Raw genomic sequence first — 26,745 nt, forward strand, 5'->3', positions numbered from 1 at the left:
AAAATTAAGTCGCTTTGCTATATTGCCTGCCATCACGCCGTAAAACAGGTTCGGCTTGCCCAGACGCATAAAGTCGTTCTTCTGCGTCCAGTCCGGCTGGGCAATAATCCCAATCCGAAACCCCTGCGACTCCAGCATCCTGCCAACGATGGCCATGCCGAAGCTGGGATGGTCCACATAGGCATCCCCTGTCACCAGCACAATGTCGCAGCTGTCCCAACCCAGTTCATCCATCTCTGCGCGGCTTATGGGCAAAAATGGCGCAGTGCCGTAGCACTCAGCCCAGTAGCGTGGGTAAGAAAACAGATGGCGTTCAGGAACAATCAGGCTTGTGGACACGGTCAACTCTTCAACACAGGGGGTTATCAGGGCCGGAAATTCTACCGATTTCCCCAGAAAAAGGGGAATTTACACAGGAAATGAGACAGATCATGAAAATGGTTCTGCGCAAAAAACGCGCACCAACGTTGCAAGAAAACACACCGGGTGAGGTCGTTAGCCACCCTGCGCGTTTGCAATGCTACACTTCAGGTAAATATAGCCAGCCACATAACAGAATATATGACCAACACTGCATTGAAACGCCCGATTCTGACGCTCCCCAACGGGGCGGACAAACTCCTGCTGCATTCGTGCTGCGCGCCGTGTTCAGGGGAAGTGATGGAAGCCATTCAGGCCTCCGGGCTTCACTACACCATTTTCTTCTACAACCCTAATATTCATCCGCAAAAGGAGTATCTCATCCGCAAGGAAGAGAATATTCGCTTCGCTCAGAAGCATGGGGTGCCCTTTATCGATGCTGATTACGACATGGATAACTGGTTCGAACGGGCAAAAGGAATGGAGTGGGAACCGGAGCGCGGCGTTCGCTGCACCATGTGCTTTGATATGCGCTTCGAGCGCACCGCACTCTATGCCGCGGAAAATGGCTTTACGGTGATCAGCAGTTCGCTCGGCATCTCGCGCTGGAAAAACATGCAGCAAATTAATGACTGCGGCCAGCGGGCCGCCTCACATTATCCGGGTATGGAGTACTGGGATTACAACTGGCGTAAAGAGGGCGGCTCTGTGCGCATGATAGAGATCAGCAAACGGGAGCAATTTTATCAGCAAGAATACTGCGGTTGCGTTTATTCCCTGCGCGACAGCAATCTGCACCGCAAATCGCAAGGCAGACCGCTGATTAAAATCGGGAAACTGTATTACGGTACTGAGGAGTAATCGCACGGGTGATCCCGAACTCTACCTGTCATTCCCGCGAAAGCGGGAATTCACAGAAATTTAGGCCCAGCCTTTTTTTGGTGCAGTGAACATTTCGTGCGCGTTAACCCACACAGTTATTTGCTCGGTGCATCACACGCGCCCGACACGGGGCGCTCAATCGCCCTCGCTCCGTGGCCCTTGGCTTTTCGCGGGAAATAACGCCGCTACGCGGTGCCTTCGAAGCCCGAGCCCACTGACGGGCCGCCAGCGACGCGGAAAACTCGTCTCATCCATGAGACTCGCCCCTACGGGGCCGCTGCTAGCAGCGTTCAAAAATGCTCCCGGCATTTTTGTCAGACGCGGCGCTGACTTTCGCGGCGTCCTGCCGTTCACCCTGTGATCTCGTTCTCCTCAGCGTTATTTTTTACGCGTTATAAATTCAAAGAATTAAAATAATTGCTCGTAACCCCTTACAGGCCCTAATGAGATGGTCACCCCCACTCTGTGAGCGGTACGCTGGCAGGGTGTTTTTCTTTCAGGAGAGGCCATCATGGAAAATGGGCTTTGTTGAATAAATAGAACTTTTGGGTAATCATCGGAGCAGATCAACACAGTTGTTTCAAAATCAGCTCTCCATGGCAAAACAAAATTTTAAAATCACCAACTGGCCCTCTTATAACAAGGCCCTCAAGCAGCGCGCTTCTCTAACCGTATGGCTAGATGAATCAGCCATTGCTGCATGGACGGAAAAAAACACTACTGAACGGCGTGGACGACCGCTCCACTACTCAGATATGACCATCACCACAGTCCTGATGATGAAACGCGTGTTTGGCCTTTCATTGAGGGCTTTACAGGGCTTTGGTAACTCGATTTTTAAACTGATTAAATTGTCGCTCCATTGTCCAGACTATTCGCTGCTCAGCAAGCGAGCAAAGACAGTGAACATCAGCATAAAAACGCCAACCCGTGCTGAAATCTCACATCTGGTCATTGATGGAACCGGCCTGAAGGTCTTTGGCGAAGGCGAATGGAAAGTCCGGCAGCATGGTGCCGACAGACGCAGGGTATAGCGTAAGCTGCACCTGGCAGTAGACAGTGTGACGCATGAGATTATCTGTGCGGATTTGTCGCTCAGTGGTACGACTGATGCCCAAGCTCTACCGGCGCTGATAAACCAGACCCACCGGAAAATCAGAGAGGCATCGGCTGACGGCGCTTAGGATACAGTTTACTGCTATGATGCTCTGCTGAGGAAGAAAATAAGGCCGCTTATCCCGCCACGAAGGGGGGCGCAATATTGGCAAGATCGCTACCACGAGCGTAACCACGCTGTTGCAAATCAGCGCATTAGCGGTAGTAACGATATCTGGAAAAAGAAAGTGGGCTATCACCGGCGCTCAGTGGCTGAAACGGCCATGTTCCGGTTCAAAAGGCTTCTGGGTGGTCATCTAAGTCTGAGAGACTACGATGCTCAGGTGGGTGAAGCCATGGTCATGGTCAAAGTGCTTAACCTGATCACGCTATTAGGAATGCCGAACAGTATTCGCATCACGTAACAATCGACCCGTATGGGGCGCAGTCGTTACAAGTTCTGATTTATTCAACAAAGCCGACGCTGCTCACAAACGTTATAGCCAACCGACTTAAAAATGATTACAGCCAATGCCCTGATATGTGCCAAAAAAATACAGCTAATTGTTATCAAAATAATGTCGCTTGGCTATACCTATGCTTCAGGCGCTGGAGACGTTCAGTGGAACATGAGATCACCGCTATCCGCAGATAAGCCGGAGCTGGCAGTTAAACTGGGCCAACCTGTCGACATTCTTCTCGTACCCGCAGGAACTTCGCAAGGTAATCTACACGACGAACGCTATAGAATCACTGAATAGCGTGATCCGGCATGCAATCAAGAAACGCAAGGTGTTCCCGACTGATGACTCGCTGAAGAAGGTCGTATGGCTGGCAATCCAGGCGGCATCACAGAAATGGACGATGCCCTTACAGGACTGGCGTATGGCAATGAGTCGCTTTATTATCGAGTTCGGTGACCGCCTTGACGGTCACTTCTGAGGAAAGGAATTTACACAAAATCTTAAACATGCTCAAATTAATAGCCAGTGCCATAGTCATTCCTTAACAAAAAAGCTAAAATATTTTCAGCGATAACTCTAAAATAGCCAATACCGATGCTGCAAACCCTTTACACCATCTTGCTTTATCTCATTCAACCATTAATCTGGCTCCGTCTGTGGCTAAGAGGATGCAAAGCGCCTGCCTACCGTCGCCGCTGGAGTGAACGTTATGGATTCTGTGCGGAGAAAGTCAAACCCAACGGTATCATGCTGCATTCTGTCTCTGTTGGCGAAACATTGGCAGCCATTCCCTTGGTAAGAGCGCTTCGCCACCGTTACCCTTCTTTGCCGATTACTGTAACCACCATGACGCCGACTGGTTCAGAGCGAGTACGGTCTGCCTTCGGCAATGATGTCTACCACGTTTATCTCCCCTACGATCTTCCTTGTGCCCTTAAGCGCTTCTTTGATCAGGTGAACCCAAAACTGGTGATCATCATGGAGACCGAACTGTGGCCAAACCTTATCACTGAACTTCACCGCCGTAATATTCCGTTGGTTATTGCCAACGCACGGCTTTCTGAACGCTCAGCGGCAGGCTATAAAAAAATTGGCTCCCTAACTCGTAGCATTCTGCGCCGCACCACCTTGATCGCCGCTCAAAATCAAGAAGATGGTGAACGCTTTATCGATCTCGGTTTACAGTGCTCACACTTAGCAGTCACTGGCAGTCTGAAATTCGATATTTCTGTCACACCGGAATTAGCTGCAAGAGCCGTAGCACTACGGCGTCAGTGGGCATCTCGACGCCAGGTGTGGATTGCAACCAGCACTCATGAAGGTGAAGAAGCGATTCTTTTGGCCGCGCACCATGAATTGCTGAACCGATTTCCCGATTTGCTGTTGATTCTGGTACCTCGCCACCCTGAGCGTTTCCCGACAACTCAGGCACTTACCCAGAGCCTGGGTTTTAGTTACACCCTGCGCAGCAGTGGCGAAGTTCCGGCGACTGATACCCAAGTGGTGATTGGCGATACCATGGGCGAACTGATGATGCTGTATGGCATCGCCGACATCGCTTTTGTCGGTGGAAGCCTAGTGGAACGGGGAGGACATAATCCTTTGGAACCTGCTGCACATGCCATCCCGGTATTGATGGGTCCGCACACCTTTAACTTCAAAGATATTTGCCTTAAATTGTCAGAAGCAGGTGGTTTGATCACCGTTAAAGATGCTGACAGTATTGTCAAAGAAGTGAACAGCCTGCTGACGGATGAAGATTACCGGCTCTATTATGGGCGACACGCGGTAGAGGTGCTGCACCAGAATCAGGGAGCGCTTCAGCGCTTGCTCACACTGCTGGAGCCCTATCTTCCACCACCTGCAAACTCGTCTATCTGACCCTCTGGTGTTAAGGATTCCCATGGCGACCAAAGCAATCTACCCAGGTACCTTCGATCCCTTAACCAATGGGCATCTTGATCTGCTCACCCGCGCTTCACGTCTGTTCGATCATCTCGTGTTAGCCATTGCCGCCAGTCCCAGTAAAAATACGATGTTCAGTTTGGACGAGCGTGTCGCATTAACACGGCAGGTAACGCAACATTTGACCAATGTTGAGGTGGTGGGATTTTCCGATCTTATGGTGCACTTCGCCCAACAGCAGCAAGCGAATGTGTTAATTCGCGGGCTGCGGGCTGTATCCGACTTTGAATATGAGCTTCAGCTGGCAAAAATGAATACTCACTTAATGCCAACCCTAGAGAGCGTGTTCCTGATGCCATCGGAAGAATGGTCATTTATCTCTTCCTCTTTGGTCAAAGAGGTCGCCCGACACGGTGGAGATGTCTCACACTTTCTTCCCGATGCGATTGGCTCGGCGCTTAAGCAAAAACTGGCGCTGGGTAAGTAAGATATAACCCGGCGGGTAGAGAGGCCTCCTCCGCCGGAAAATCGCGATGCGATTAACGCGCCAATGTACCGCATAGATAACGGAACCACCACAGTGGACGCCACCATGTATTTAGCGGGGGCAAAGTCGCTGGCATTATGTTGTTACGGTATTTAATTTCCTAGGTAAAGTTGAGGAAAATACTGCTCTGCCCATACTCATAACCGAACAGGCTTTGTTGAATAAATAGATTTTATGCTGGCAGCCCAGCGAAACGACAGATCCTCGCAACGTAAAATCATGCAGTTAGACCTCATGAGAAAAGTGTACACCTGAGATGACAAGCATTTTCAACCAAAACTGGCATGGAAAAACAGCATGATTACCTATTATTCAACAAAGCCAACCGAACAAGCTGCACTCTTGCTTCTTGCGCTTATCAATCGGCGTATTGGCGGAAAGGTCGCGCTATAACGTATGGTATAGTCAACCGACTTAAAAATGATTACAGCCAATGCCCTGATATGTGGCAAAAAAATACAGTTAATTGTTATCAAAATAATGTCGCTTGGCTATAACTCTCTTCCCGGTCCACTTCCCGTTCAAAACAGCGGATGCTCTTCGGCAAATAATGTTGGTGCGACCCTTGGTATTTTTGGTATTTAACGAAGCGGAAATCTTCTGAGCCATAATTCCCGGCAAACTCCTCGTCATAGCCAAAGAAACACATAAAGCGCGCACGCGACATAAAGAACGTGTTCGGAGGGCCATAATACCTGTCGCCAACGTTACACACTTTTCCGCGTTTTTTGACGCCGTTTTCACGGCTTTCCCGATAGATTTTATAAAAATTGCGGCCGGGGTTACGGCAATTGATCAAATAGCGGAATTAGGATTCCGGCAATTCGTGGTCAAGATCGGTGATAAAAATTTTGTCAGACTTGGCATAAGTCACCCCTAAATTACGTGCGCAAGCCTGATTCCATGGAATATCTTCATTAATACGCCGCCAGGTGATATTCAGGTCGAAAGTGCCAATGTCGTACTTAATCGGTGAACCGTCATCAACAATAACGAACTCTACCGCAGTTCTGATATCTTCCGGGAGCTGCTCATATAGCTAAACGACTTAATTTTGATTACATTATTTAAATGAGCTATTCAATTGATTTTAGACGTAAAGTGATATCTACACGGGAAGAAGAAGGGTTGAGTATCCGAGAAACAGCGAAGCAATTTCGGATTGGCCCTGCCTCTGTATCGCGTTGGATTAATCAAATAGCGTCAAAAGCATCGACCACGCGTCAGCGAAAGAGCGATAAATCCGAGTTGATAAAAGATGTTGAACCATATCCAGATGCTTACCAAAAAGAACGTGCAGAGCGTTTTGGCGTTTGTCAGAAGGCCATTTGGCAAGCTCTTAAAAAGCTGGGATTGACCTATAAAAAACTCTACGTCATCCGAAAGCCGACGAAAGCGCCCGGCAAGCATTTCAACAAAAAAACAACAGTATGAAAAAGAAGGTAAACCTATTGTTTTTATTGATAAAAGTGGTTTTCCACACGATACCCCCCGGACTCACGGCTATTCCCCAAAAGGTCAACGGTGTTTTGGCCTGAAGAACGGGGGAGCCAAGGGAAGAACAAATGTTATCGGCGCTTTATTAGGCACAACGCTGTTTGCTATCGGATTATTTGATATCAATATTAACAGCGATGTTTTCTATTCCTGGGTCACACAAGTCCTTATCCCAGTACTCCCTAAAAACAGGGTAATCGTGATGGACAATGCAACTTTTCACAAAAAACATAATATTCAACAAGTCATCATCGATGCAGGGTATATGGTGGAGTATTTGCCTACATATTCGCCAGATCTTAACCCCATTGAGCATAAATGGGCACAAGCAAAAAGCAAAAAAAGAGAGGGTGGTTGTGATACAGAGATTTTGTTCTCAGTCCATATGGTATAATCAAAATTAAGTCGCTTGGCTATATATTCTGAATATAAGATAGATCCAGAAGATATATGGGGGCCGATTTGTCGCATGCTATATTTCCAAGATTAGAACGACGACAAAAATCCCGCCTGACACATCCAACGAACGGGTAAGCTATGGCATCACATCTCATTGATTTTCTCCTCATCGGGAACAACTTTGGCACGCCCGAAATGTGTGCTGTCTGGTCAGAACATAACCGCCTGACGAAGCAGGTTGACGTTGAAGTTGCGCTGGCGCTGGCCGAAGGTGAACTGGGCGTAATCCCCGCCGACGCCGCACAAACCATTGCCGCGAAAGCGGATGCAAGCGCACTGAATGTGGAGGAGATCGCGCAGGACGCGGTCCGTATGAAGCACTCTCTGATGCCCACTATCACCGCGATTCAAAAGCAGTGTGGCGACGCGGGTGAATATATTCACTATGGTGTGACCACGCAAGATATCGTGGATACCGCCACGGTACTGCAATTACAGCAGGCTTTTGCCATTGTCGAACGCGACACGCAATTGATGGCGGTTGAGTTGAAACGGCTGGCGAAAAAGTATCAGCATACGCCGATGACGGGGCGTACTCACGGCATGCAGGCGCTACCGACCACGTTTGGCTTTAAACTGGCGGTATGGCTGGATGAGTTTGTTCGCCATCTGGAGCGTCTGAAAGAAATCAAAGCCCGCGTACTGGTGGGTAACGTGAATGGTGCAATTGGTACCTATGCATCGTTAGGCGAATTGGGGCCGCAGATTGAGCGCCTGACGTTGGGTAAATTGGGACTGGGTACGCCGAACATCGGCTGGCAGTCTGCGCGCGATCGTTTCTCCGAATATGCTTCCGTAGTGGTGCTGATCAGCGGCACGCTCGGCAAGATCGGCAACGAGCTGTATAACCTGATGCGCACGGAAATCAACGAAGTTGAAGAGCCGTTCTCAGCAGGCAAAATTGGCTCCACCACCATGCCGCACAAGCGTAACCCGTCGGCATTGGAAGGGCTTGCTAGCCTGACCGCCCCCATTTTTAAAAGCGCATCGCTGATTCATGAGTCCATGAAGGTGGAACATGAGCGTGATGCTATGAGCTGGCGCGCTGAGTGGATCGCTCTGCCGGAAGTGAACATTTACCTCTCTGCGCAGTTGCAGAATGCGCTGGGTATCCTGCGCGGTATGTCGGTGAATGAAAAGCAGATGCTGGCGAACCTGGAGCTGCAAAATGGCCTGTTGCTCTCTGAGAAAGTGATGTTTGAAATTGGCAAACGTATGGGTAAACAAACCGCGCACCATTTGGTGTACGAGTGCTCCATGAAGGCGTTTGAACAGAACCGTCACTTCAAAGAGGTGCTGCTGGAAGACCCGGTGCTGTCGGCACAGGTTACCGCGCAGGAACTTGACGCATGGCTGAACCCGGTCAACTATTTGGGCTGTGCACCGCAGAAGGTGGATGACGTGATTCGTTATGCCGACAACTCTGGTCTGCTGCCAGCGTAAGTGAGCTTTAAACATGAGCACGGTTTTTCGCCAGCTCACGCTGGAAGATGACGAAGCCTTTCTGGCGTTGGCGTTGGCGGCCTATGAACCAATTCGCCAACTGGGCATTCACTTTGCCGCGGCTGAGGCGGATATCGATATGGTTCGTCGCCATATTACGTGTCACGGTGTTTATGCACTGGAAAAAGACGGCGTGATGGTGTCGTCTTTTAGCATCCGTTACCCTTGGGGACCGGAGCCTGGCCCGTATGGTTTGCCGCATTTGGGGTGGTTCGCCACCCACCCGGACTACAAAGGGCAGGGGTTTGGCCGCCAGATGATGCAGTGGCTGGAAGAAACGGTGCTGATAGTGCAACTCAAGGCACCAGCGGTTTCTTTGGGCACGGCACAGAGCCACCCTTGGCTGATCGACATGTATAAGCATTACGGTTTTAACGAAGTCGGGCAGGCGAATCTGGGTAAAGGCCACCTGACGATTTATATGGAAAAAGTGTTAGACCAAGATGGTTATCACCAGTGGAAGAAGAAAAATTCCCAATGAGAGGCATGAACATGATAATGAAAAAACTGACTTTGTCTGCGTTAGCGCTTACCACTGCCTTTCTAATGGCGGGCTGTGACTCTCAGGACAAAAAAGCGGCGACGGGCGGAGAGGCCAGCACGGTGCTGCGCGTAGGTTCTACCGGACAAAGCCACCCGAGCGGCTTTAAGCAAGATAACAAGCTGGTGGGTTTTGACGTTGAAATCACGGAAACCATCGCGAAAGATCTGAATTACAAAATCGAGTGGGTTACCGCTGATTTCAGCGGCCTGATGGGGCAGTTGGAAGCGAACAAACTCGATACCGTAGCTAACGTCGTGGCGATCACGCCAGTGCGCAAAGAAAAGTATAACTTTGCCGATGTGTATAGCTACTACGGCAGCCAGATTGTTACGCACAAAGATAACGCCAATATCAACACGCTGGATGACCTGAAAGGCAAAACAGTAGCGGGCGTATTGGGCTCTAACCACTTGAATAACCTGAAGAAAGCCTTTACTGACGGCAGCGTGACCATCCGCACCTATGAAACCCGCGATGGCGCAATGAATGATGCGTTGTCCAAGCGCGTGGAAGGCTATGTAAACTCCCGCCCGATCCTGTTGGCTGAAATCAACAAGCGCAACCTGCCGTTCAAACTGCTTGGCGATCCGCTGCTGATCGAGGAAGTCAGCTTCCCGTTCCACAAAGATGAAAAAGGCGACAAACTGCGTGAACAGTTCAATGCCGAGCTGGCGAAAATGCGTGCTGATGGCCGTCTGAAAGAGATTTCCGTGAAATATTTCGGTGAGGACATTACTACCGCACCGCAAGCACACTAACCGACGCGCTTTTTGTCATCTCTTTTCCACCGGTGCTTGCACCGGTGGAAGCATTAATGGTACTGCTCATGAATATCGATTTTGCTTACCTGCTGAAGGTGTTTCCTCAGGTTTTGCTCTATTTACCGACCACGCTGCTGTTAGCCGTGGTATCCATGATTTTCGCCATGATACTGGGCCTGGTGCTAGCGCTGTTGCGGGAAAGCAAGATCACGGTATTGGTGAAGGTGATTGAGTTTTATATCTCGCTGTTTCGCGGCATTCCGTCGCTGGTTCAGTTGTTTATCATCTACTTCGGTTTGCCGCAGCTGTTCCCGGCGCTGAGCGATCTGACCGCGATGTCGGCGGCGATTATCGGTTTTAGCCTAAAAACCTCGGCGTACATGGCGGAGATTTTCCGCGCTGCGCTGGTCTCGGTCGATTGGGGACAAACGGAAGCCGGGCTGTCGATCAGCATGAATCGTTCGCAGATTTACCGCCGTATCGTACTGCCGCAGGCGATGCTCAATGCGCTGCCTGCCACAGGTAACACCTTTATCTCGCTGATCAAAGACACCTCGGTAGCCTTTGCACTTGGAGTATCTGAACTGTTTGCTGAAGGTAAAATGATCGCCGCTGAATCGCTGCGTTTCTTTGAAACCTTCCTAGTGGTAGGGCTGATTTATTGGCTGGTCATCATCGTTTATTCCAGACTGCAAAACTGGCTGGAAAAGAAACTGAACCACTCATTACAGTGCTAAGGAGACGCCGCCATGATCAGTGTAAAAAACCTCTCAAAACGCTTTGGCGACAAAGTGGTGCTGGACAATATCAGTCTGGATATCGCACAGGGCGAAGTGGTGGCGATTATCGGCCCTTCAGGGTCGGGTAAATCCACCCTGCTGCGCTGCCTCAACCTGTTGGAAAAACCGGAGTCCGGCACGATTGAAATTGGCGATCGCGTATTGGATACACGCCGTTATAGTGCCAAGGAAGCCTACGCACTGCGTCAGCAGACCGCGATGGTATTCCAGAACTACAACCTGTTCAAGAATAAAACCGCGCTGGAAAACATCACGGAAGCGTTGATCGTGGTGAAAAAAATGCCGAAGAAGCAGGCGCAAGAGATTGGACTTCGGCTTATCGAGCAGGTTGGCCTGTTGCCGGAAGCACATCAGTATCCGGTGACCTTGTCCGGCGGGCAGCAGCAGCGCGTGGGTATCGCGCGCGCACTGGCCGTGGACCCGAAAGCCATTCTGTTTGATGAACCAACCTCTGCGCTGGATCCAGAACGCGTGCACGAAGTGCTGCAAGTGATTCAAAATCTTGCGAAAAACAGCACCACCATGGTTATCGTGACCCATGAGATGCAGTTTGCCAAAGAGGTTGCTGATCGGGTTATTTTCATGGCCAACGGGCATATCGTCGAGCAGGGGCCGGCCGAGAAGGTGATCAGTTTCTCTGACAACCCGCAGACGCAGCGTTTCTTGCGCCAGATGACCAAGATGCCAGAACATACCGAATACGACATCTGACGATGCGGTAATAACAAGCTATTTAGATAAAATACCCTGCGCGCTGCGGGCTTATCCTGCGGCGTTAAGCACGGACAGTGTGGAGAAAACATCGTGAAAACAGCACCTCAGCATGCGCCGTTAGCGCAATTTATTCAGGCGTTCCGGCACGATCTGCACCAGATCCCTGAATTATCCAACCAGGAATTTGAAACCACCAAGAAAATCCGCGCCGCGCTGGAGAAGGAAGGCATCCGCATTCTGGATCTGCCGTTGAAAACTGGCCTGGTCGCAGAAGTCGGCGGCGTGCAGGATGGCCCGTTGGTTATCGTGCGTTCAGATATCGATGCACTGCCGATTGAAGAAGAGTCCGGCGTGGAATTCACCTCTCAGCGTCAGGGCGTGATGCACGCTTGCGGGCACGACTTTCACTCATCTGCCGCGCTGGGTGCCGCCATTTTGCTTAAAGGCATTGAGTCCGAGCTAAAGGGCACCGTGCGCATTCTGTTCCAGGCGGCAGAAGAAACGGGGCTGGGCGCGCCAAAAGTGATCGCGACCGGTGCGCTGGATAATGCGGCAGCCATCTTTGGCATTCACAACGACCCAACGTTGCCAGTTGGCGTGGTCGGTGGTAAAGATGGCGCGCTGACGGCAGGCGTGGATCGTTTTGAAATCAAGATCGCTGCTAAAGGCTGCCATGCGGCCAAACCTCATGAAGGTAACGACCCCATTATCATTCTCGGCCAGTTGATTAGTGCGGTGCAGACCATTATCAGCCGTACGGTGCCTGCGGATGATACCGCCGTGGTGTCAATCACTCAGGTACACAGCGGCAGTACTTGGAACGTGATCCCAGATACCGCCTACGTGGAAGGCACGGTACGCACCTTTAGCCAAGCAGCGCGCGATCTGATTGAACAGCGCTTTCTCCAGATTGTGGCAGGTATTGCCAGCACCTTTGGCGCTGAGCTCGAGTTTATCTGGCACGCCGGGCCGCCGTCCGTAGTCAATACGCCGGAATGGGTGGATTTTGCCCTCCGTGTTGCCGATGAAGAAGGTTTTGAAGCGCGCCGCGTAGATGCCAGCCCGATTGGCGAGGATTTTGCCTTCTATCAGCAAAAACTGCCGGGTACATTCATGATGGTCGGTTCGGGCGGGCCTTATGCACTGCATCATCCGAAATTCCGGCTTGATGACAGCGCTCTGTTCCCTACCGCGCACTACCTCCATCAGTTGGCGAAACAAAGCCTGGAACAACTGTCTTCTCGCTGATGTTTCCATCCGCGTCGTGTTCACGGTGCGGATAATCTATTGATATATCCTTCATCTTTCACGTTGCGTTCGCGGGTGCCGTTCAAGCCGTTAATGTGTTGTCTTGTACTGTAAATTATTAAGGCTATATCCCTGTTTTTATTTAGACAAAACAGCCAAATACTTTTCATTTCTCGTTCGATATTTCCCTTTTTAATACTAAACGCAAGTTAAACGATATGTCATTGATCGTATAAATTGCTACGCAAGAAATGAACCAATAATACAATTTTATGCCGAAGGTAAGAAATCTGTATTAAAAGGAATCGAAATGAATGTTAAGTTTACATTATTGTTTGCCACACTTCTGCTTTATGGTTGTACGACGCAATGGGGCTTTGTTGAATAATAGTGAGTCATGCTGTTTTGCCAGCCAGTTTTGGTAGAAAATGCTTGTCACCTCAGGTTTACAGTTTTCTTATGAGGCCTAACTGCATGATTTTTCGTTGCGAGGATCTGTCGTTTCACCTAGGGTGCAGCATAAAATATGTTTATTCAACAAAGCCACGCAATGGGTGAAAAGCAGCGCAAAAGCTGAGGATTTCACTATCTCGAAAGGTGCCTGTGAAACGCTGAGCGAAGAAAAATTCCCTGTGAAAAATGAAGTAGCGCAGCGAACGCAATATACGTCCTACTATTTGCCGTGTGGGAAAAAGGACGACTGTAAAAATGAAAAATATATCAGCGGGCAACGACCAGAAACACAAAGTTATGTGATGGATGTTAATAGTGGTAGCCGCCAGGCCCTTTTCAATCAGTGCATGAAATTGAGGGGATGGACATCGGAAACGAAATGGTTCCCATAAGGATGGTAATGTAAAAGGAATACCATGAATAACTTGCAACGTTTTGTTTTTATAATGATGTCTTTATGCTTAAGCTCCGCGTTTGCCATGGCATCACCGCCGCCAGTACCGGAACAGGCTCCGGCACTGAGTGATGTTGTGATGAGTGAAGGGCAAGTGAAACTTAACCAGGGTCTCCTTAATTATCGTTCCGAAGCGGGCGCATTAGCACTGAATACGGACGATCCCGATGAACCGATCGCGACCTTGTCCTACGTGGCCTACTTTAAATCGGTGGAGAAGACGGCGAAGCCGGAGAATCGGCCGATCACGTTTATCTATAACGGCGGACCGGGTTCTTCTTCCGTCTGGCTGCATATGGGAGGTTTAGGGCCAAAGCGGGTGGTCACCAGCACGCCGGACAAACCCGTATTGCCGCCTTATCCGGTTATCGATAATGCCTATTCTCTGCTTGATGTCAGCGATCTGGTCTTTATCGATGCGCCGGGCACCGGATTTGGTCAGTTTATCAGCAATGCGGCCAATGTTCAGGAGCGGCAGGCGCAGAAGCGTCAAAAGAAGAATGACACCTACAGCATTAATGGAGACGCACACGCGTTTGCGCAATTTATCACGCAGTTTCTGAGCCGTTATCAGCGCTGGAATGCGCCGCGTTACCTGCTTGGTGAGAGTTACGGTACGACGCGTACGGTGGCGCTGGCAAACCTGCTGAAGGTGCAGCACAACGTCGATGTTAACGGTATTATTTTGCTGTCGCAGTATTTGAGCCAGGATATTGATATCGATCGTCCTGAATCCAACCCCGGCATCGATCAGCCCTATTACCTGGCGTTGCCAACCTATGCGGCAATCGCCCATTACTATCAGCATTCGGCAAACGTCGCAGAAAATCTGGATCATTTGCTGACTGAGGTTGAACAGTTTTCCCTTGGTCCTTATGCACAGGCGTTGGCTCAGGGCAATCTCTTGCCAGAATCGCAGAAAGCAGAGCTTGCTGAGCAACTTTCCTGCTACACCGGTATACCTGCGCGGGAATGGGTTAAGGCTGATTTGCGCGTTTCAGGCCCGCTGTTTGTTAAACAACTGCTGACAGAGCAGGGCGATACGGTCAGCCGTGCTGACGGCCGTTATCGAGGCGCCTCGCTGGATAAAATGGCTGCGCGGAGCGATTACGATCCGGTTATGACTATCGGCTCTGGGTTTATTTCCGCGTACCGCGACTATCTGGCAAAAGCATTGAACGTGAATACGGTGCAAGATTATGTTTCTGACTCGAATGCCATTTACTATTGGAATATGACGCCAGAAAACCGTTCTTTCAATCTACTGCCTGCATTGTCCGAAACCATGAAAATGAATCCGCACATGAAAGTGATGGTGCTCGGGGGGATCTACGATCTGGCGACACCTTACTTTGTCGCGCAATATCACCTCAATCACCTCTCTTTGCCTGAAAAACTGCGCGCTAATCTGCAATTTAATCGGTATGAGTCGGGGCATTTGCCCTATCTTGATGAAAAATCGCTGCAACAGTTACATCAGGATCTGCGTAACTTTATTGCGGGATAGTTCAGCAGACTGTTGGAAAATGGCGACAGAAGCCCTGCTTATATGTCTCCATATAGAGACATATAAGCAATTGAAATAAAACATGAAAAAATAAAACCTAACGTTGCGTCTCTATTCGGAGACAGTTTGGTTATTCATGCTTGGCGCAAGCTATCAGCCAGAAGGATGGGTTGCGAAATCGATGCGTTTTAAATTATATATTTTTCAATCAATTAGGTTGATTTATTTTTTTGTTTTCAATACCACGACGATCTGGCACGGTTCATGCTAATATAACCCCGAGATGCTCATTCCGCCTTCTATGTTTGCTTCGGCTTCATAATCTTGGGAATGACGCAGAGCCGTTTACAGGTGCCTATCGTCCACCTCCAGATGACGTCGTGATTAGCCGTTTTCACTGCATTTCACGACACCATGGGACATTACGTTGAGTGAGGCACTCTACTGTAGTCTTTTATGACCTGATCTTATTCAACGCTTGCCGTTTATTGGCAAGCGTTTTTTTGCGCCATTTTTAGGGCGTGAGATCTTCGCCGTGGGTGGCAATGACCTTTTGATACCATGCGAAGGATTTTTTTTTGTGGCGATCGCCGCTGCCAGAAAGAGTGTCATCGAGATCGACATAAATAAAGCCATAGCGCTTGGACATTTCGCCCGTCGACATGCTGACCAGATCGATACAGCCCCAAGGGGTATAGCCCATCAGTGTCACACCGTCAGCAATGGCATCGGCCATCGCCTCAATATGCTGGCGCAGATAATTGATGCGGTAATCGTCCGCCACGTAGAGGTTGCTGTCGGGTTTATCGATCGCACCTAATCCGTTTTCAACCACAAACAGGGGCTTACCGTATCGGTCATAGAGCTGGTTCAGCGCGATGCGCAGGCCAGTTGGGTCGATCTCCCATCCCCATTCGCTGGCCTCGAGAAACGGGTTGCGCGTGCCCCCGAGTAAATTGCCTTCGGTGTCTTCACCCTCCGCGTGGGTTTCATTCACGGTGGTCGACATGTAGTAGCTGAAACCGATGTAATCGACGGTATGATTTGCCAGCAGTTCAAGATCGCCGGGTTCGATCGCTAAAGTGACGTCGAGCGAGTCCCACAATCGTTGCGCATAGTAGGGGTATTTGCCGTTGGCTTGCACATCGGCGCAATAGAAATTGAAGGACTGCGTGCGTTGCATGGCCGCCAGCTGATTAACCGGGTTGCTGTCGTAGGCGTAGGTGGTGGCATAAATAATCATGCAGCCCATCTGGATGTTCGGATTAACTTCGCGGGCAATTTTTGTTGCCAGACTGCTGGCGACAAACTGGTGATGCCATGCCTGAAATTTCACCTGTGCGTCCCGGGCTCCGGTTTTGACGACGAGCCCCTGGCTCATGATCGGAAAATGCGTCGCGCTGTTGATCTCGTTGAAGGTCATCCAATATTTGACCTTGTGCCCGAAACGCTCGAGCACCGTGCGAGAAAAACGCTCGAAAAAACCGACCAGTGCGCGGTTTTTCCAACCGCCATAGACGGTGGCCAGATGCAGCGGCAGTTCGTAGTGAGAAATCGTGATAACCGGTTCAATGCCGTGGGCGAGACAGGTATCAATTACCGCATTGTAGTGTGCCAGACCTGCTTCATTGGGCGTTTGTTCCACACCGTTAGGGTATATACGGGTCCAGGCAATGGAAAAACGGTAACACTTGAAGCCCATTTCAGCGAACAGCGCGATATCTTCCTTGAAACGGTGATAATGGTCGATGCCCTTGTGGTTAGGGTAAGTATAACGCGCGGTATCCAGCGAAAAATCGAAGGATTCGGACGCAACGATGGCTAATCGTGCTTTGCCGCCTGGGAGGGTGTCCACAATCGACAGTCCCTTGCCCGCTTCATCGTATGCGCCTTCTACCTGATTGGCGGCGGTGGCTCCGCCCCAAAGGAATGCGGGAGGAAATCGTGTACTCATAGGCTGCTCCTTTTGTTATATAGACAACCGACTTAAAAATGATTACAGCCAATGCCCTGATATGTGGCAAAAAAATACAGCTAATTGTTATCAAAATAATGTCGCTTGGCTATACCAACACGGAGGGTTGCAAACCGCGTAAAGGGAACACCCAGCCGACAAAAAAAGAGCTGATTGATAACCAGATGGCGGGCGGCTTTGATGAAGCGGCTTACCAGCAATTGCTAGCTCACCCTGAAATGATTGACCAACTGGTCCAGCAGATCCTGATGGATCGTTTCCCCGAAAGTATTCAGCGGATCCTCGCCAACCAACTAGGTTTGGATTTTATCGACCGCTCAAAGAACCGCGATCCGCGCTTCAGAGATATCGTGCTACGAGCTTACCACTCCCGATGTGCTTTCTGCGATTACGACCTACGACTGGATGGTGCGCTGGTTGGTATTGAAGCAGCCCATATCCACTGGAAAACCTATGGCGGGCCATGTGTGGTGAATAATGGTCTGGCACTGTGCTCACTGCATCATGATGCTTTTGATATGGGCGCGTTCGGGCTGGATGAAAACCTGACCATCCGCATCTCCGGCGGCGTTATAGCCAAACGACTTAATTTTGATTACATTATTTAAATGAGCTATTCAATTGATTTTAGAGGTAAAGTGTATTAGTCGCGACTAGATCTGACACTGGACCTTGAAAGGTTGAGAGTTACCGGTTTTGATATGGGTGTCTAATCCTTAAACAAAACGCGAGGTAACTCTCATGCTTCATACTAACAATCCCATTATCAAACACAAAGCCGACCTGCTCAATCTCGCCGAAGAACTCGGTAACGTATCAAAAGCCTGCAAGAGCATGGGCGTGTCACGCGATACATTTTACCGTTATCAGGAACTGGCTGCTGAAGGCGGCATTGATGCGCTGGTTAACCAGAACCGCCGGGTTCCGAACCTGAAGAACCGCGCCGACGAAGCCACTGAACGCGCGGTTGTTGATTATGCTATTGAGTTCCCGCCCCATGGGCAGCACCGGACCAGTAATGAGCTGCGTAAAAAAGGCGTATTTATCTCCGGCAGCGGCGTGCGCTTCATCTGGCAACGACACGACCTGGAGAACTTCCGTAAACGCCTGAAGGCGCTTGAGGAAAAGGTCGCCAGAGAAGGCATTGTCCTTACCGACGCTCAAATCGCAGCCCTGGAGAAGAAGGCGCACGATGATGAGGCCTGCGGTGAAATCGAGACGGCACATCCCGGGTATCTGGGCTCGCAGGACACCTTCTACGTGGGCAATCTGAAGGGTGTGGGCCGTATCTACCAGCAGACGTTCGTGGATACGTACTCGAAAGTGGCACACTGCAAGCTGTATACGAATAAAACACCGCCCACCGCCGCCGACCTGCTCAATGATCGCGTACTCCCGTTCTACGAGGCTCAGGGACTGCCGGTGCTGAGAATACTGACCGACAGGGGTACGGAGTACTGTGGTAAAGTGGAGCAGCATGATTATCAGCTTTATCTGGCTATCAACGATATCGAACATACGAAAACGAAGGCGATGTCTCCGCAGACGAACGGCATCTGCGAGCGCTTCCATAAAACCATTTTTCAGGATTTTTATCAGGTTACGTTCGGCAAGAAGTTATATGGAGACCTGGAAAGCCTGCAGGTAGATCTGGACAACTGGTTGTGGCATTACAATAATGAGCGAACTCATCAGGGAAAAATGTGCTGCGGGCGTACGCCGATGGCCACTTTACTCGATGGAAAACGGATCTGGGCAGAAAAGAATCTGAACCAGATGTAATCTGACAGACACCTGTATAAATAATCGGTAACTGTCAGATCAGGTCTGAGCTAGTACACGTAAAGTGATATCTACACGGGAAGAAGAAGGGTTGAGTATCCGAGAAACAGCGAAGCAATTTCGGATTGGCCCTGCCTCTGTATCGCGTTGGATTAATCAAATAGCGTCAAAAGCATCGACCACGCGTCAGCGAAAGAGCGATAAATCCGAGTTGATAAAAGATGTTGAACCATATCCAGATGCTTACCAAAAAGAACGTGCAGAGCGTTTTGGCGTTTGTCAGAAGGCCATTTGGCAAGCTCTTAAAAAGCTGGGATTGACCTATAAAAAAAAACTCTATGTCATCCGAAAGCCGACGAAAGCGCCCGGCAAGCATTTCAACAAAAAATACAACAGTATGAAAAAGAAGGTAAACCTATTGTTTTTATTGATGAAAGTGGTTTTCCACACGATACACCACGGACTCACGGCTATTCCCCAAAAGGTCAACGGTGTTTTGGCCTGAAGAACAGAGGAGCCAAGGGAAGAACAAATGTTATCGGCGCTTTGAGCCTGTTTAAGATGTTGTGTAAATGCCTTTCCTCAGAAGTGACCGTCAAGACGCTCACCGAACTCGATAATAAAGCGACTCATTGCCATACGCCAGTCCTGTAAGGGCATCGTCCATTTCTGTGATGCCGCCTGGATTGCCAGCCATACGACCTTCTTCACCGAGTCATCAGTCGGGAACACCTTGCGTTTCTTGATTGCATGCCGGAGCACGCTGTTCAGTGATTCTATAGCGTTCGTCGTGTAGATTACCTTGCGAAGTTCCTGCGGGTACGAGAAGAATGTCGACAGGTTGGCCCAGTTTGACTGCCAGCTCCGACTTATCTGCGGATAGTGGTGATCCCATGTCCCACCGAACGTCTCCAGCGCCTGAAGCGCGGCCTCTTCGGTTGGAGCCTGATACACTGCTTTGAGGTCGCGTGTTACCGCCTTATAGTCCTTCCAGGCAACGAAGCGCAGACTGTTGCGCACCATGTGCACGATGCACAACTGGATGCGGGCTTCCGGGTAGACCGTGTTGATGATGGCATCCGGGAACCCTTTCAGGCCGTCCACACAGGCAATGAGGATGTCGGTCAGGCCACGGTTTTTCAGTTCTGTCAGCACGTTCAGCCAGAACTTTGCACCTTCATTTTCGGTCAGCCACATCCCCAGTAGCTCTTTCTGGCCTTCGATATTGATACCCAGCGCCAGGAACACAGACTTATTGATAACGCGGCTGTCCTGCCGGACTTTCAGAACGATACAGTCAAGGTAAACAATGGGATAAACCGCATCCAAGGGGCGATTTTGCCACTCAACAACCTGCTCCATAACGGCATCGGTGACCTTCGATAGCAGGGCGGGTGAGACATCCGCGTCATACAGTTCTTTGAACGCAGCGGCAATGTCGCGGGTGGTCATCCCTTTGGCATACAACGATAAAATATGGTTATCCATCCCGGTGAACAGGGTCTGGTTCTTCTTCAGCAGTTGCGGTTCAAAGGAACCATCACGATCACGTGGTGTACGCAGTTCCAGCGGACCATCGCCGGTGGTAACAGTCTTTGTGGAGTAGCCATTGCGCGTGTTAGTTCCAGATTTGGACTGGTGCTTCTCATGCCCGAGGTGATGGGTCATTTCAGCATTAAGGGCAGCTTCAACGCAGATCTTTTTCAGCAGGCGATCAAACGGGTTGAGAGCGTCAGGGGTTTTGAGATTTTTGGCCAGCTCGTTAGCCAGAGCCTGTAACTGTTTTTCGTCCATAAAGTAACCTGCTTTTGATGTTGGATTGAACATATCAAAATCAGGCAATTACACAATCTCGTGTACAGGCTCCTTTATTATGCACAACGCTGTTTGCTATCGGATTATTTGATATCAATATTAACGGCGATGTTTTCTATTCCTAGGTCACACAAGTCCTTATCCCAGTACTCCCTAAAAACAGGGTAATCGTGATGGACAATGCAACTTTTTACAAAAAACATAATATTCAACAAGTCATCATCGATGCAGGGTATATGGTGGAGTATTTGCTTACACATTCGCCAGATCTTAACCCAATTGAGCATAAATGGACACAAGCAAAAAGCAAAAAAAGAGAGAGTGGTTGCGATACAGAGATTTTGTTCTCAGTCCACATGATGTAATCAAAATTAAGTCGCTTGGCTATAACCACACCAATTACCGTTTTTGGCAGCCGATGGCACACCCGAATGACTGGGCCGAACGCGAACCGCTGCGCATTGTTAAAGGCGACGGCCTCTACATCTGGGATGATAAAGGGCGCAAAATGCTTGATGGCTTCGCTGGGCTGTGGTGTGTAAACGTGGGCCACAATCGCCCGGAAGTGAAAGCCGCCATCGCCAAACAGATGGATGAACTGGCTTACTACCAACTGTTTGACGGCTTCAGCCACCCGATGGCTGAAGCGCTATCTAATCGCCTCATTCAGATGACGCAACAAGAAGATATGCGGCGGGTGTTGTACGGCATGGGCGGCTCAGACGGTGTGGAAAGCGCCCTCAAGGTGGCGCGTCAGTACTGGATTTTACAAGGCAAGCCGCAACGCACACGCTTTATCTCGCTAAAGAATGCCTATCACGGCGTACACATGGGTGGCACATCAGTGTCTGGCCTGCCGATTTATCGTCTTATAGCCAACTGACTTAAAAATGATTACAGCCAATGCCCTGATATGTGGCTAAAAAATACAGCTAATTGTTATCAAAATAATGTCGCTTGGCTATAACTTCTGCCCGCTGGTGCGCGAGATCTGTGATAAATACGGCGTACTGCTGATCGCCGATGAAGTAGTCACCGGATTTGGCCGCAGCGGAGCGATGTTTGGTTCACGCGGTTGGGGCGTAAAACCAGACATCATGGTGTTTGCCAAAGCACTCACCGCCGGATATGTGCCGCTGTCGGCTACCGTGCTGAATCAGCGTATCGAAGCGGCCTATCTGGATAACTGCGATGCGCGTGGATTGCTGATGACGGGTTTTACCTATGGTGGTCACCCGCTGGCTTGCGCCGCCGGGATGGCGGTGTTGGATATTGTTGAGCAGGAAAATCTGCCTGCCAATGCCGCACTTCAGGGGGAATACTTGCTGGGACAACTGCTGCCGTTTGAGTCACGCTTCCGCTCCGTGGGCAACGTACGGGGCAAAGGGCTGATGCTGGCGCTGGTATAGCCAAGCGACATTATTTTGATAACAATTAGCTGTATTTTTTAGCCACATATCAGGGCATTGGCTGTAATCATTTTTAAGTCGTTTTGCTATATCAAAATCAGGCAATTACACAATCTCGTGTACAGGCTCTTCTCAGTCCATATGGTGTAATCAAAATTAAGTCGCTTGGCTATAACCATCGATAAAGCCGGTTGCGATACGCTGGTGATGGCACTGCAAACAGCGTTTGAGAAAGAAGAGCGGTAACAAGACAACGGTAGAAAAAAGGGCCGTTCCTGCATGAACGGCCCTTATTTGTTTAAATGCTACGCGTCGCGCTGTTCACTTACTGCAATACGGAAATATCCGCCACTTTCAGGAACAGGTTACGCAATTGATTAAGCAGCGTCAGACGGTTCAGATGCACGCTTTCATCTTCCGCGTTAACCATCACCTTATCGAAGAAGTTATCAACCGGTTCACGCAGTTCTGCCAGTTCCGCCAACGCTTCCTGGTAGCGCCCTTCTGCAAACCAGGGTGCCAGTTTGCTCTTCAGCGCGGTTACGTAGGTGGCCAGTTGAATTTCCTCTTTCTCGTTGAGCAGAGCAGCATCAATGTTGGTGTTCAGCGTATCGGTGGATTTCGCCAGAATGTTAGACACGCGCTTGTTGGCCGCAGCCAGCGCAGTAGCGGCATCCAGCGAACGGAAATGACTCACCGCTTTCACGCGGGCATCGAAATCTGCCGGGCGAGTCGGGCGACGGGCCAATACCGCCTGAATGGTGTCCACGCTATGACCTTCTTCCTGATACCAGGCGCGGAAACGGCCAAGCATGAATTCGATCACGTCATCGACCACATTAGCGTTGGTCAGCTTGTCGCCATACAGGCGTACCGCTTCTTCCGTCAGCGTTTGCAGATCGAGCGGCATCTGTTTCTCAACGATAATACGCAGCACACCCAGCGCAGCACGGCGCAGCGCGAACGGGTCTTTATCCCCTTTCGGGTGTTGACCGATGCTGAAAATGCCCGCCAGCGTGTCCATCTTGTCGGCAATCGCCAATGCGCAGGCTACGCCTGACGCAGGCAGCGCATCTCCGGCAAAACGCGGCTGATACTGTTCGTTCAGGGCAACGGCAACGTCTTCGGCTTCGCCGTCGTGACGCGCGTAGTGCATCCCCATTACGCCCTGGGTGTCGGTAAATTCGAACACCATGTTGGTCATCAGATCGCACTTGGAGAGCAAACCGGCACGTTTCGCGTGAGCAACGTCGGCACCGATTTTCTCCGCCACCCAGCCCGCCAAGGCCTGAATGCGATCGGTCTTGTCGCGCAATGTACCCAACTGCTGTTGGAACAGCACGGTTTGCAGACGCGGCAGATGATCTTCCAGACGTTTTTTACGGTCGGTGTTGAAGAAGAATTCGGCATCCGCCAGACGCGGGCGCACCACTTTCTCGTTACCCGAAATAATCTGTTGCGGATCTTTGGATTCAATGTTGGCAACAAAGATGAAATTCGGCAGCAGCTTTCCGGCGTTGTCATACACCGGGAAATACTTCTGATCGCCCTTCATGGTGTAAACCAGCGCTTCGGCAGGCACTGCCAAGAATTTTTCTTCAAATTGCGCGGTCAGCACTACTGGCCATTCCACCAATGAGGTCACTTCTTCCAGCAGGCTTTCGCTCAGATCGGCATTACCACTAATCTGACACGCAGCCGCTTGCGCATCGGCTTTGATCAACGCCTTACGCGCTTCATAATCGGCGATAACCTTGCCGCGCTCCAGCAGGATGCTCGGGTATTGGTCAGCGTTATCGATGGTGAATTCTGATTCTCCCATAAAGCGATGGCCGCGCACAGTGCGAGCGGATTCAATGCCCAGTACTTGACCGGGGATCAGTTCATCACCCAACAGCATCGTTACCGTATGCACCGGACGCACAAACTGGGTCTCTTTATCGCCCCAGTGCATCAGTTTCGGGATCGGAAGTTTCGCCAGCGCGTTTGCGACCATATCCGCCAACAGCCCCTGCGCGCTGCCGCCTTTTAGCAGCGCGCGATACAACAGCCACTCGCCTTTGTCCGTCGTCAAACGTTCTGCCTGATCGACAGTGATACCGCAGCCTCGCGCCCAGCCTTCAGCCGCTTTGGTCGGTTTGCCCTCCGCGTCATACGCCTGAGCAATGGCCGGGCCACGTTTTTTGACTTCACGATCCGGTTGTGCGGCACTCAGCTGCGCCACTTTCAGCGCCAAACGACGCGGCGCAGCAAACCAGCTCACGTCGCCGTGTGTCAGTCCGGCATTATCCAATTCAGTGGTGAAATTGGCGGCAAAGGACTCCGCCAGAGAACGCAGCGCCTTTGGCGGCAGCTCTTCCGTGCCAATTTCCACCAGAAAAGTCTTGTCAGTCATCGCTGTTAGCTCTCTTTCTTGTTACACATCGGGAAGCCCAGCGCTTCACGGGAAGCGTAGTAGGCTTCGGCCACCGCTTTGGTCAGCGTGCGAATGCGCAAAATATAGCGCTGACGTTCGGTAACGGAAATGGCTTTACGCGCGTCCAGCAAGTTGAAGCTGTGCGCCGCTTTAAGAATGCGCTCGTAGGCAGGCAGCGGCAGCGGTTTTTCCAGCGCCAGCAGCTGTTGCGCTTCTTTTTCGTACTGCTCGAAGCAGGTAAACAGGAAATCGACATCGGCGTATTCGAAGTTATAGGTGGACTGTTCCACCTCGTTTTGGTGGAACACGTCACCGTAGGTGGTTTTACCCAGCGGGCCATCGCTCCACACCAAGTCATAGACGCTGTCCACACCCTGAATGTACATTGCCAGACGTTCCAGACCATAAGTGATCTCGCCGGTCACCGGCTTGCACTCAAGCCCCCCCACCTGCTGGAAGTAGGTAAACTGCGTGACTTCCATACCGTTCAACCACACTTCCCAGCCTAGCCCCCAAGCACCCAGCGTCGGGTTCTCCCAGTTATCTTCCACGAAACGAATATCGTGAATGGTGGGGTCCAGCCCCAGCTCTTTCAGAGAACCGAGATACAGTTCCTGAACATTTTCTGGTGACGGCTTGATGATGACCTGAAACTGATAATAGTGTTGCAGGCGGTTCGGGTTTTCCCCGTAACGACCGTCGGTAGGACGACGCGACGGCTGTACATAGGCAGCAGCAATAGGCTCTGGCCCCAGCGCGCGCAGACAGGTCATCGGATGAGAGGTGCCAGCGCCGACTTCCATATCCAAAGGTTGGACGATGGTGCAGCCTTGGCCAGCCCAGTAATCCTGCAACGTCAGGATCAGGCCTTGGAAGGTCTTGGTATCAAACTTTTGCATGTCAGATTCACGCGATACATGTGGATTTATATGGAATGCGCCAGTATACCCTCTGAGTGCAAGATATACAGCCAGAATGCTGCAACAACTTCACTTCAGCGGCACTTTATAGCCAACCGACTTAAAAATGATTACAGCCAATGCCCTGATATGTGGCAAAAAATACAGCTAATTGTTATCAAAATAATGTCGCTTGGCTATATTGATGTAGAGGCCCGTTTCGCCCGGCGCGGCCCATCGGCTCAGGCGGTGAACACCGTTTGCAACATTTTCAGGCTTAGCACCAGTAGCAGTGCGGCAAAGATCTTTTTCAAGGTAGCAACCGGCAAACGATGCGCCAAACGCGCACCAAACGGCGCGGTAAAGAAGCTCACCGCCGAAATCAGCAACACGGTAGGCACTGAGACATAGCCCAGCGTGTAGGCAGGCATCCCCGCCGTGGACCAGCCGTTAATCATATAACCCAGCGCCCCCGCCAGCGCGATAGGCAGCCCCACCGCCGCCGACGTGCCAATCGCCTGCTGAATGCGCACATTACACCAGGTCAGAAACGGCACGGTGAGTGATCCCCCGCCAATCGCCACCAGCGCAGAAATACCACCGATAATCAGCCCCGCCAGCGATACCCCAGCCACTCCCGGCAGCTGGCGCTGCGCTTTGGGTTTGATGTTGAGCACCATCTGCAATGAAACATAGGCCATAAAGCAGGAAAAGAAGATCGCCAGCGCCCGCGTAGGCAGCAGCGTCGCCAACCAAGTAGCGGCAAAGGTGCCGATAAGGATCGCTGGCGTAATACACAGCACCACAGGCCATAACACCGCCTGATGCTGGTGATGGGTGCGCAAGCTGGAGATCGCGGTAATGACAATCGCCGCCATTGAGGTGCCCAGAGCCAAATGCACCAGATGCTCACCTTGTACACCCTGTGCAGCAAACAGTGCCGTTAAAATCGGCACCATGATGCCGCCGCCACCAATCCCCAACAGCCCCGCCACGAACCCGACAACGCCGCCCAACGCCAGATAGGCAACGATCCACTCAATAGCCATGTGCTTCCCCTTCCCCGCTTGCAATGTGTAATAGTGTATAACCAGTGCAGTGCCTTTCACGCGCCGATCTTATTGATTTCTTGTGAGCATGCACACAAACAACTGGTTGTATATACAGTTAAATTTTGCCATGATCGTGATTGAACCGCGCTTATCTTTAGCAACATCATGATGAAATGACAACTTGATGAAACTGCAATAGCCTGC

At 50.6% G+C, this 26,745-nt stretch carries 24 protein-coding genes and 5 pseudogenes; 22 read left to right on the forward strand and 7 right to left on the reverse strand.

What is annotated here, in order from left to right:
• Nucleotides 1–3 precede the first annotated feature (3 nt).
• Nucleotides 4–339: pseudogene (locus ACD630_RS05590) on the reverse strand (YgiQ family radical SAM protein); the annotation flags it as partial.
• A gap of 222 nt (nt 340–561) precedes the next feature.
• On the opposite strand from ACD630_RS05590, the gene ACD630_RS05595 reads away from it, so the two are divergent.
• The 5 genes and pseudogenes from ACD630_RS05595 to coaD all read left to right on the forward strand — a co-directional run bounded on the left by ACD630_RS05595 (nt 562) and on the right by coaD (nt 5,193).
• Nucleotides 562–1,221, forward strand: a complete 660-nt coding sequence (locus ACD630_RS05595) for an epoxyqueuosine reductase QueH (protein WP_430358378.1) — start codon at nt 562–564, stop codon at nt 1,219–1,221.
• A gap of 617 nt (nt 1,222–1,838) precedes the next feature.
• A pseudogene (locus ACD630_RS05600) lies at nt 1,839–2,762 on the forward strand (IS5 family transposase).
• A 208-nt stretch (nt 2,763–2,970) separates the two neighbouring features.
• A pseudogene (locus tag ACD630_RS05605) lies at nt 2,971–3,279 on the forward strand (transposase); the annotation flags it as partial.
• Nucleotides 3,280–3,395: 116 nt separating this feature from the next.
• Nucleotides 3,396–4,682, forward strand: a complete 1,287-nt coding sequence (gene waaA / locus ACD630_RS05610) for a lipid IV(A) 3-deoxy-D-manno-octulosonic acid transferase (protein WP_430358379.1) — start codon at nt 3,396–3,398, stop codon at nt 4,680–4,682.
• 22 nt (nt 4,683–4,704) lie between these two features.
• Nucleotides 4,705–5,193, forward strand: a complete 489-nt coding sequence (coaD, locus tag ACD630_RS05615) for a pantetheine-phosphate adenylyltransferase (protein WP_430358380.1) — start codon at nt 4,705–4,707, stop codon at nt 5,191–5,193.
• Between the two features lie 553 nt (nt 5,194–5,746).
• On the opposite strand, the pseudogene ACD630_RS05620 reads toward coaD, so the two are convergent.
• Nucleotides 5,747–6,268 (reverse strand): annotated as a pseudogene (locus ACD630_RS05620) (glycosyltransferase family A protein); the annotation flags it as partial.
• A 56-nt stretch (nt 6,269–6,324) separates the two neighbouring features.
• On the opposite strand from ACD630_RS05620, the gene ACD630_RS05625 reads away from it, so the two are divergent.
• The 10 genes from ACD630_RS05625 to ACD630_RS05670 all read left to right on the forward strand — a co-directional run bounded on the left by ACD630_RS05625 (nt 6,325) and on the right by ACD630_RS05670 (nt 15,193).
• Complete coding sequence (locus ACD630_RS05625) at nt 6,325–6,687, forward strand: IS630 transposase-related protein (RefSeq protein ID WP_430358381.1); 363 nt, start codon at nt 6,325–6,327, stop codon at nt 6,685–6,687.
• A gap of 25 nt (nt 6,688–6,712) precedes the next feature.
• A complete protein-coding gene (locus ACD630_RS05630) occupies nt 6,713–7,144 on the forward strand; it encodes a transposase (protein WP_430359914.1) in 432 nt (143 codons plus the stop codon).
• Between the two features lie 143 nt (nt 7,145–7,287).
• Nucleotides 7,288–8,652, forward strand: coding sequence for an adenylosuccinate lyase (gene purB / locus ACD630_RS05635; protein ID WP_430358382.1), 1,365 nt, complete (start codon nt 7,288–7,290; stop codon nt 8,650–8,652).
• Between the two features lie 13 nt (nt 8,653–8,665).
• Nucleotides 8,666–9,193 (forward strand): GNAT family N-acetyltransferase, encoded by a 528-nt coding sequence (locus ACD630_RS05640; protein WP_430358383.1) that lies wholly within the window; start codon nt 8,666–8,668, stop codon nt 9,191–9,193.
• Between the two features lie 11 nt (nt 9,194–9,204).
• A complete protein-coding gene (locus ACD630_RS05645; RefSeq protein ID WP_430358384.1) occupies nt 9,205–10,014 on the forward strand; it encodes a transporter substrate-binding domain-containing protein in 810 nt (269 codons plus the stop codon).
• Nucleotides 10,015–10,082: 68 nt separating this feature from the next.
• Nucleotides 10,083–10,754, forward strand: coding sequence for an amino acid ABC transporter permease (locus tag ACD630_RS05650; RefSeq protein ID WP_430358385.1), 672 nt, complete (start codon nt 10,083–10,085; stop codon nt 10,752–10,754).
• A 12-nt stretch (nt 10,755–10,766) separates the two neighbouring features.
• Nucleotides 10,767–11,528, forward strand: coding sequence for an amino acid ABC transporter ATP-binding protein (locus tag ACD630_RS05655; protein WP_430358386.1), 762 nt, complete (start codon nt 10,767–10,769; stop codon nt 11,526–11,528).
• A 93-nt stretch (nt 11,529–11,621) separates the two neighbouring features.
• Nucleotides 11,622–12,779 (forward strand): M20 peptidase aminoacylase family protein, encoded by a 1,158-nt coding sequence (locus ACD630_RS05660; RefSeq protein ID WP_430358387.1) that lies wholly within the window; start codon nt 11,622–11,624, stop codon nt 12,777–12,779.
• A gap of 512 nt (nt 12,780–13,291) precedes the next feature.
• The gene (locus ACD630_RS05665; RefSeq protein WP_430358388.1) at nt 13,292–13,624 is read left to right on the forward strand and encodes a hypothetical protein; all 333 of its coding nucleotides are present in this window, start codon (nt 13,292–13,294) and stop codon (nt 13,622–13,624) included.
• A 24-nt stretch (nt 13,625–13,648) separates the two neighbouring features.
• Nucleotides 13,649–15,193, forward strand: a complete 1,545-nt coding sequence (locus tag ACD630_RS05670; protein WP_430358389.1) for a S10 family peptidase — start codon at nt 13,649–13,651, stop codon at nt 15,191–15,193.
• A 514-nt stretch (nt 15,194–15,707) separates the two neighbouring features.
• Here ACD630_RS05670 and ACD630_RS05675 read toward each other — a convergent pair.
• Nucleotides 15,708–17,147, reverse strand: a complete 1,440-nt coding sequence (locus ACD630_RS05675; protein ID WP_430358390.1) for a glycoside hydrolase family 1 protein — start codon at nt 17,145–17,147, stop codon at nt 15,708–15,710.
• Nucleotides 17,148–17,263: 116 nt separating this feature from the next.
• Between ACD630_RS05675 and ACD630_RS05680 the strand changes: the two are divergent.
• The 4 genes and pseudogenes from ACD630_RS05680 to ACD630_RS05695 form a co-directional block, all read left to right on the forward strand.
• Nucleotides 17,264–17,740 (forward strand): annotated as a pseudogene (locus ACD630_RS05680) (phosphorothioated DNA-binding restriction endonuclease); the annotation flags it as partial.
• A gap of 169 nt (nt 17,741–17,909) precedes the next feature.
• Complete coding sequence (locus ACD630_RS05685; protein WP_430358391.1) at nt 17,910–18,950, forward strand: IS481 family transposase; 1,041 nt, start codon at nt 17,910–17,912, stop codon at nt 18,948–18,950.
• A 64-nt stretch (nt 18,951–19,014) separates the two neighbouring features.
• Nucleotides 19,015–19,455 (forward strand): IS630 transposase-related protein, encoded by a 441-nt coding sequence (locus tag ACD630_RS05690; protein WP_430358392.1) that lies wholly within the window; start codon nt 19,015–19,017, stop codon nt 19,453–19,455.
• Nucleotides 19,377–19,604 carry a transposase gene (locus ACD630_RS05695; protein WP_430359915.1) on the forward strand — a complete coding sequence of 76 codons (228 nt, stop codon included), beginning with the start codon at nt 19,377–19,379 and terminating at the stop codon, nt 19,602–19,604. The genes ACD630_RS05690 and ACD630_RS05695 overlap by 79 nt, the downstream gene beginning before the upstream one ends.
• Here ACD630_RS05695 and ACD630_RS05700 read toward each other — a convergent pair.
• On the reverse strand, nt 19,533–20,744 hold the full coding sequence (locus ACD630_RS05700) for an IS256 family transposase (RefSeq protein WP_430359916.1): 1,212 nt from the start codon (nt 20,742–20,744) through the stop codon (nt 19,533–19,535). The two genes, ACD630_RS05695 and ACD630_RS05700, sit on opposite strands and share 72 nt — an antisense overlap.
• 194 nt (nt 20,745–20,938) lie before the next feature.
• Here ACD630_RS05700 and ACD630_RS05705 point away from each other — a divergent pair, with 194 nt between their 5' ends.
• The 3 genes from ACD630_RS05705 (at nt 20,939) to ACD630_RS05715 (ending at nt 22,174) form a co-directional block, all read left to right on the forward strand.
• Nucleotides 20,939–21,130: a transposase gene (locus ACD630_RS05705; protein ID WP_430358393.1), complete on the forward strand. Its 192-nt coding sequence runs from the start codon at nt 20,939–20,941 to the stop codon at nt 21,128–21,130.
• Entirely contained in the window at nt 21,055–21,648 is a 594-nt protein-coding gene (locus ACD630_RS05710) for an aminotransferase class III-fold pyridoxal phosphate-dependent enzyme (protein WP_430358394.1), read from the forward strand. Before ACD630_RS05705 ends, ACD630_RS05710 begins: the two co-directional genes overlap by 76 nt.
• A 67-nt stretch (nt 21,649–21,715) precedes the next feature.
• A complete protein-coding gene (locus tag ACD630_RS05715; protein ID WP_430358395.1) occupies nt 21,716–22,174 on the forward strand; it encodes an aminotransferase class III-fold pyridoxal phosphate-dependent enzyme in 459 nt (152 codons plus the stop codon).
• Nucleotides 22,175–22,499: 325 nt separating this feature from the next.
• Here the strand turns inward: ACD630_RS05715 and glyS are convergent, their stop codons facing one another.
• The 3 genes from glyS to ACD630_RS05730 form a co-directional block, all read right to left on the reverse strand.
• Nucleotides 22,500–24,569: a glycine--tRNA ligase subunit beta gene (glyS, locus tag ACD630_RS05720; RefSeq protein ID WP_430358396.1), complete on the reverse strand. Its 2,070-nt coding sequence runs from the start codon at nt 24,567–24,569 to the stop codon at nt 22,500–22,502.
• A gap of 5 nt (nt 24,570–24,574) precedes the next feature.
• Entirely contained in the window at nt 24,575–25,489 is a 915-nt protein-coding gene (glyQ, locus tag ACD630_RS05725; RefSeq protein WP_430358397.1) for a glycine--tRNA ligase subunit alpha, read from the reverse strand.
• Between the two features lie 242 nt (nt 25,490–25,731).
• The gene (locus ACD630_RS05730; protein ID WP_430358398.1) at nt 25,732–26,538 is read right to left on the reverse strand and encodes a sulfite exporter TauE/SafE family protein; all 807 of its coding nucleotides are present in this window, start codon (nt 26,536–26,538) and stop codon (nt 25,732–25,734) included.
• Between the last annotated feature and the right edge of the window lie 207 nt (nt 26,539–26,745).

The sequence above is a fragment of the Symbiopectobacterium sp. RP genome (genome assembly GCF_050472005.1).
Taxonomy (GTDB): Bacteria; Pseudomonadota; Gammaproteobacteria; order Enterobacterales; family Enterobacteriaceae; genus Symbiopectobacterium.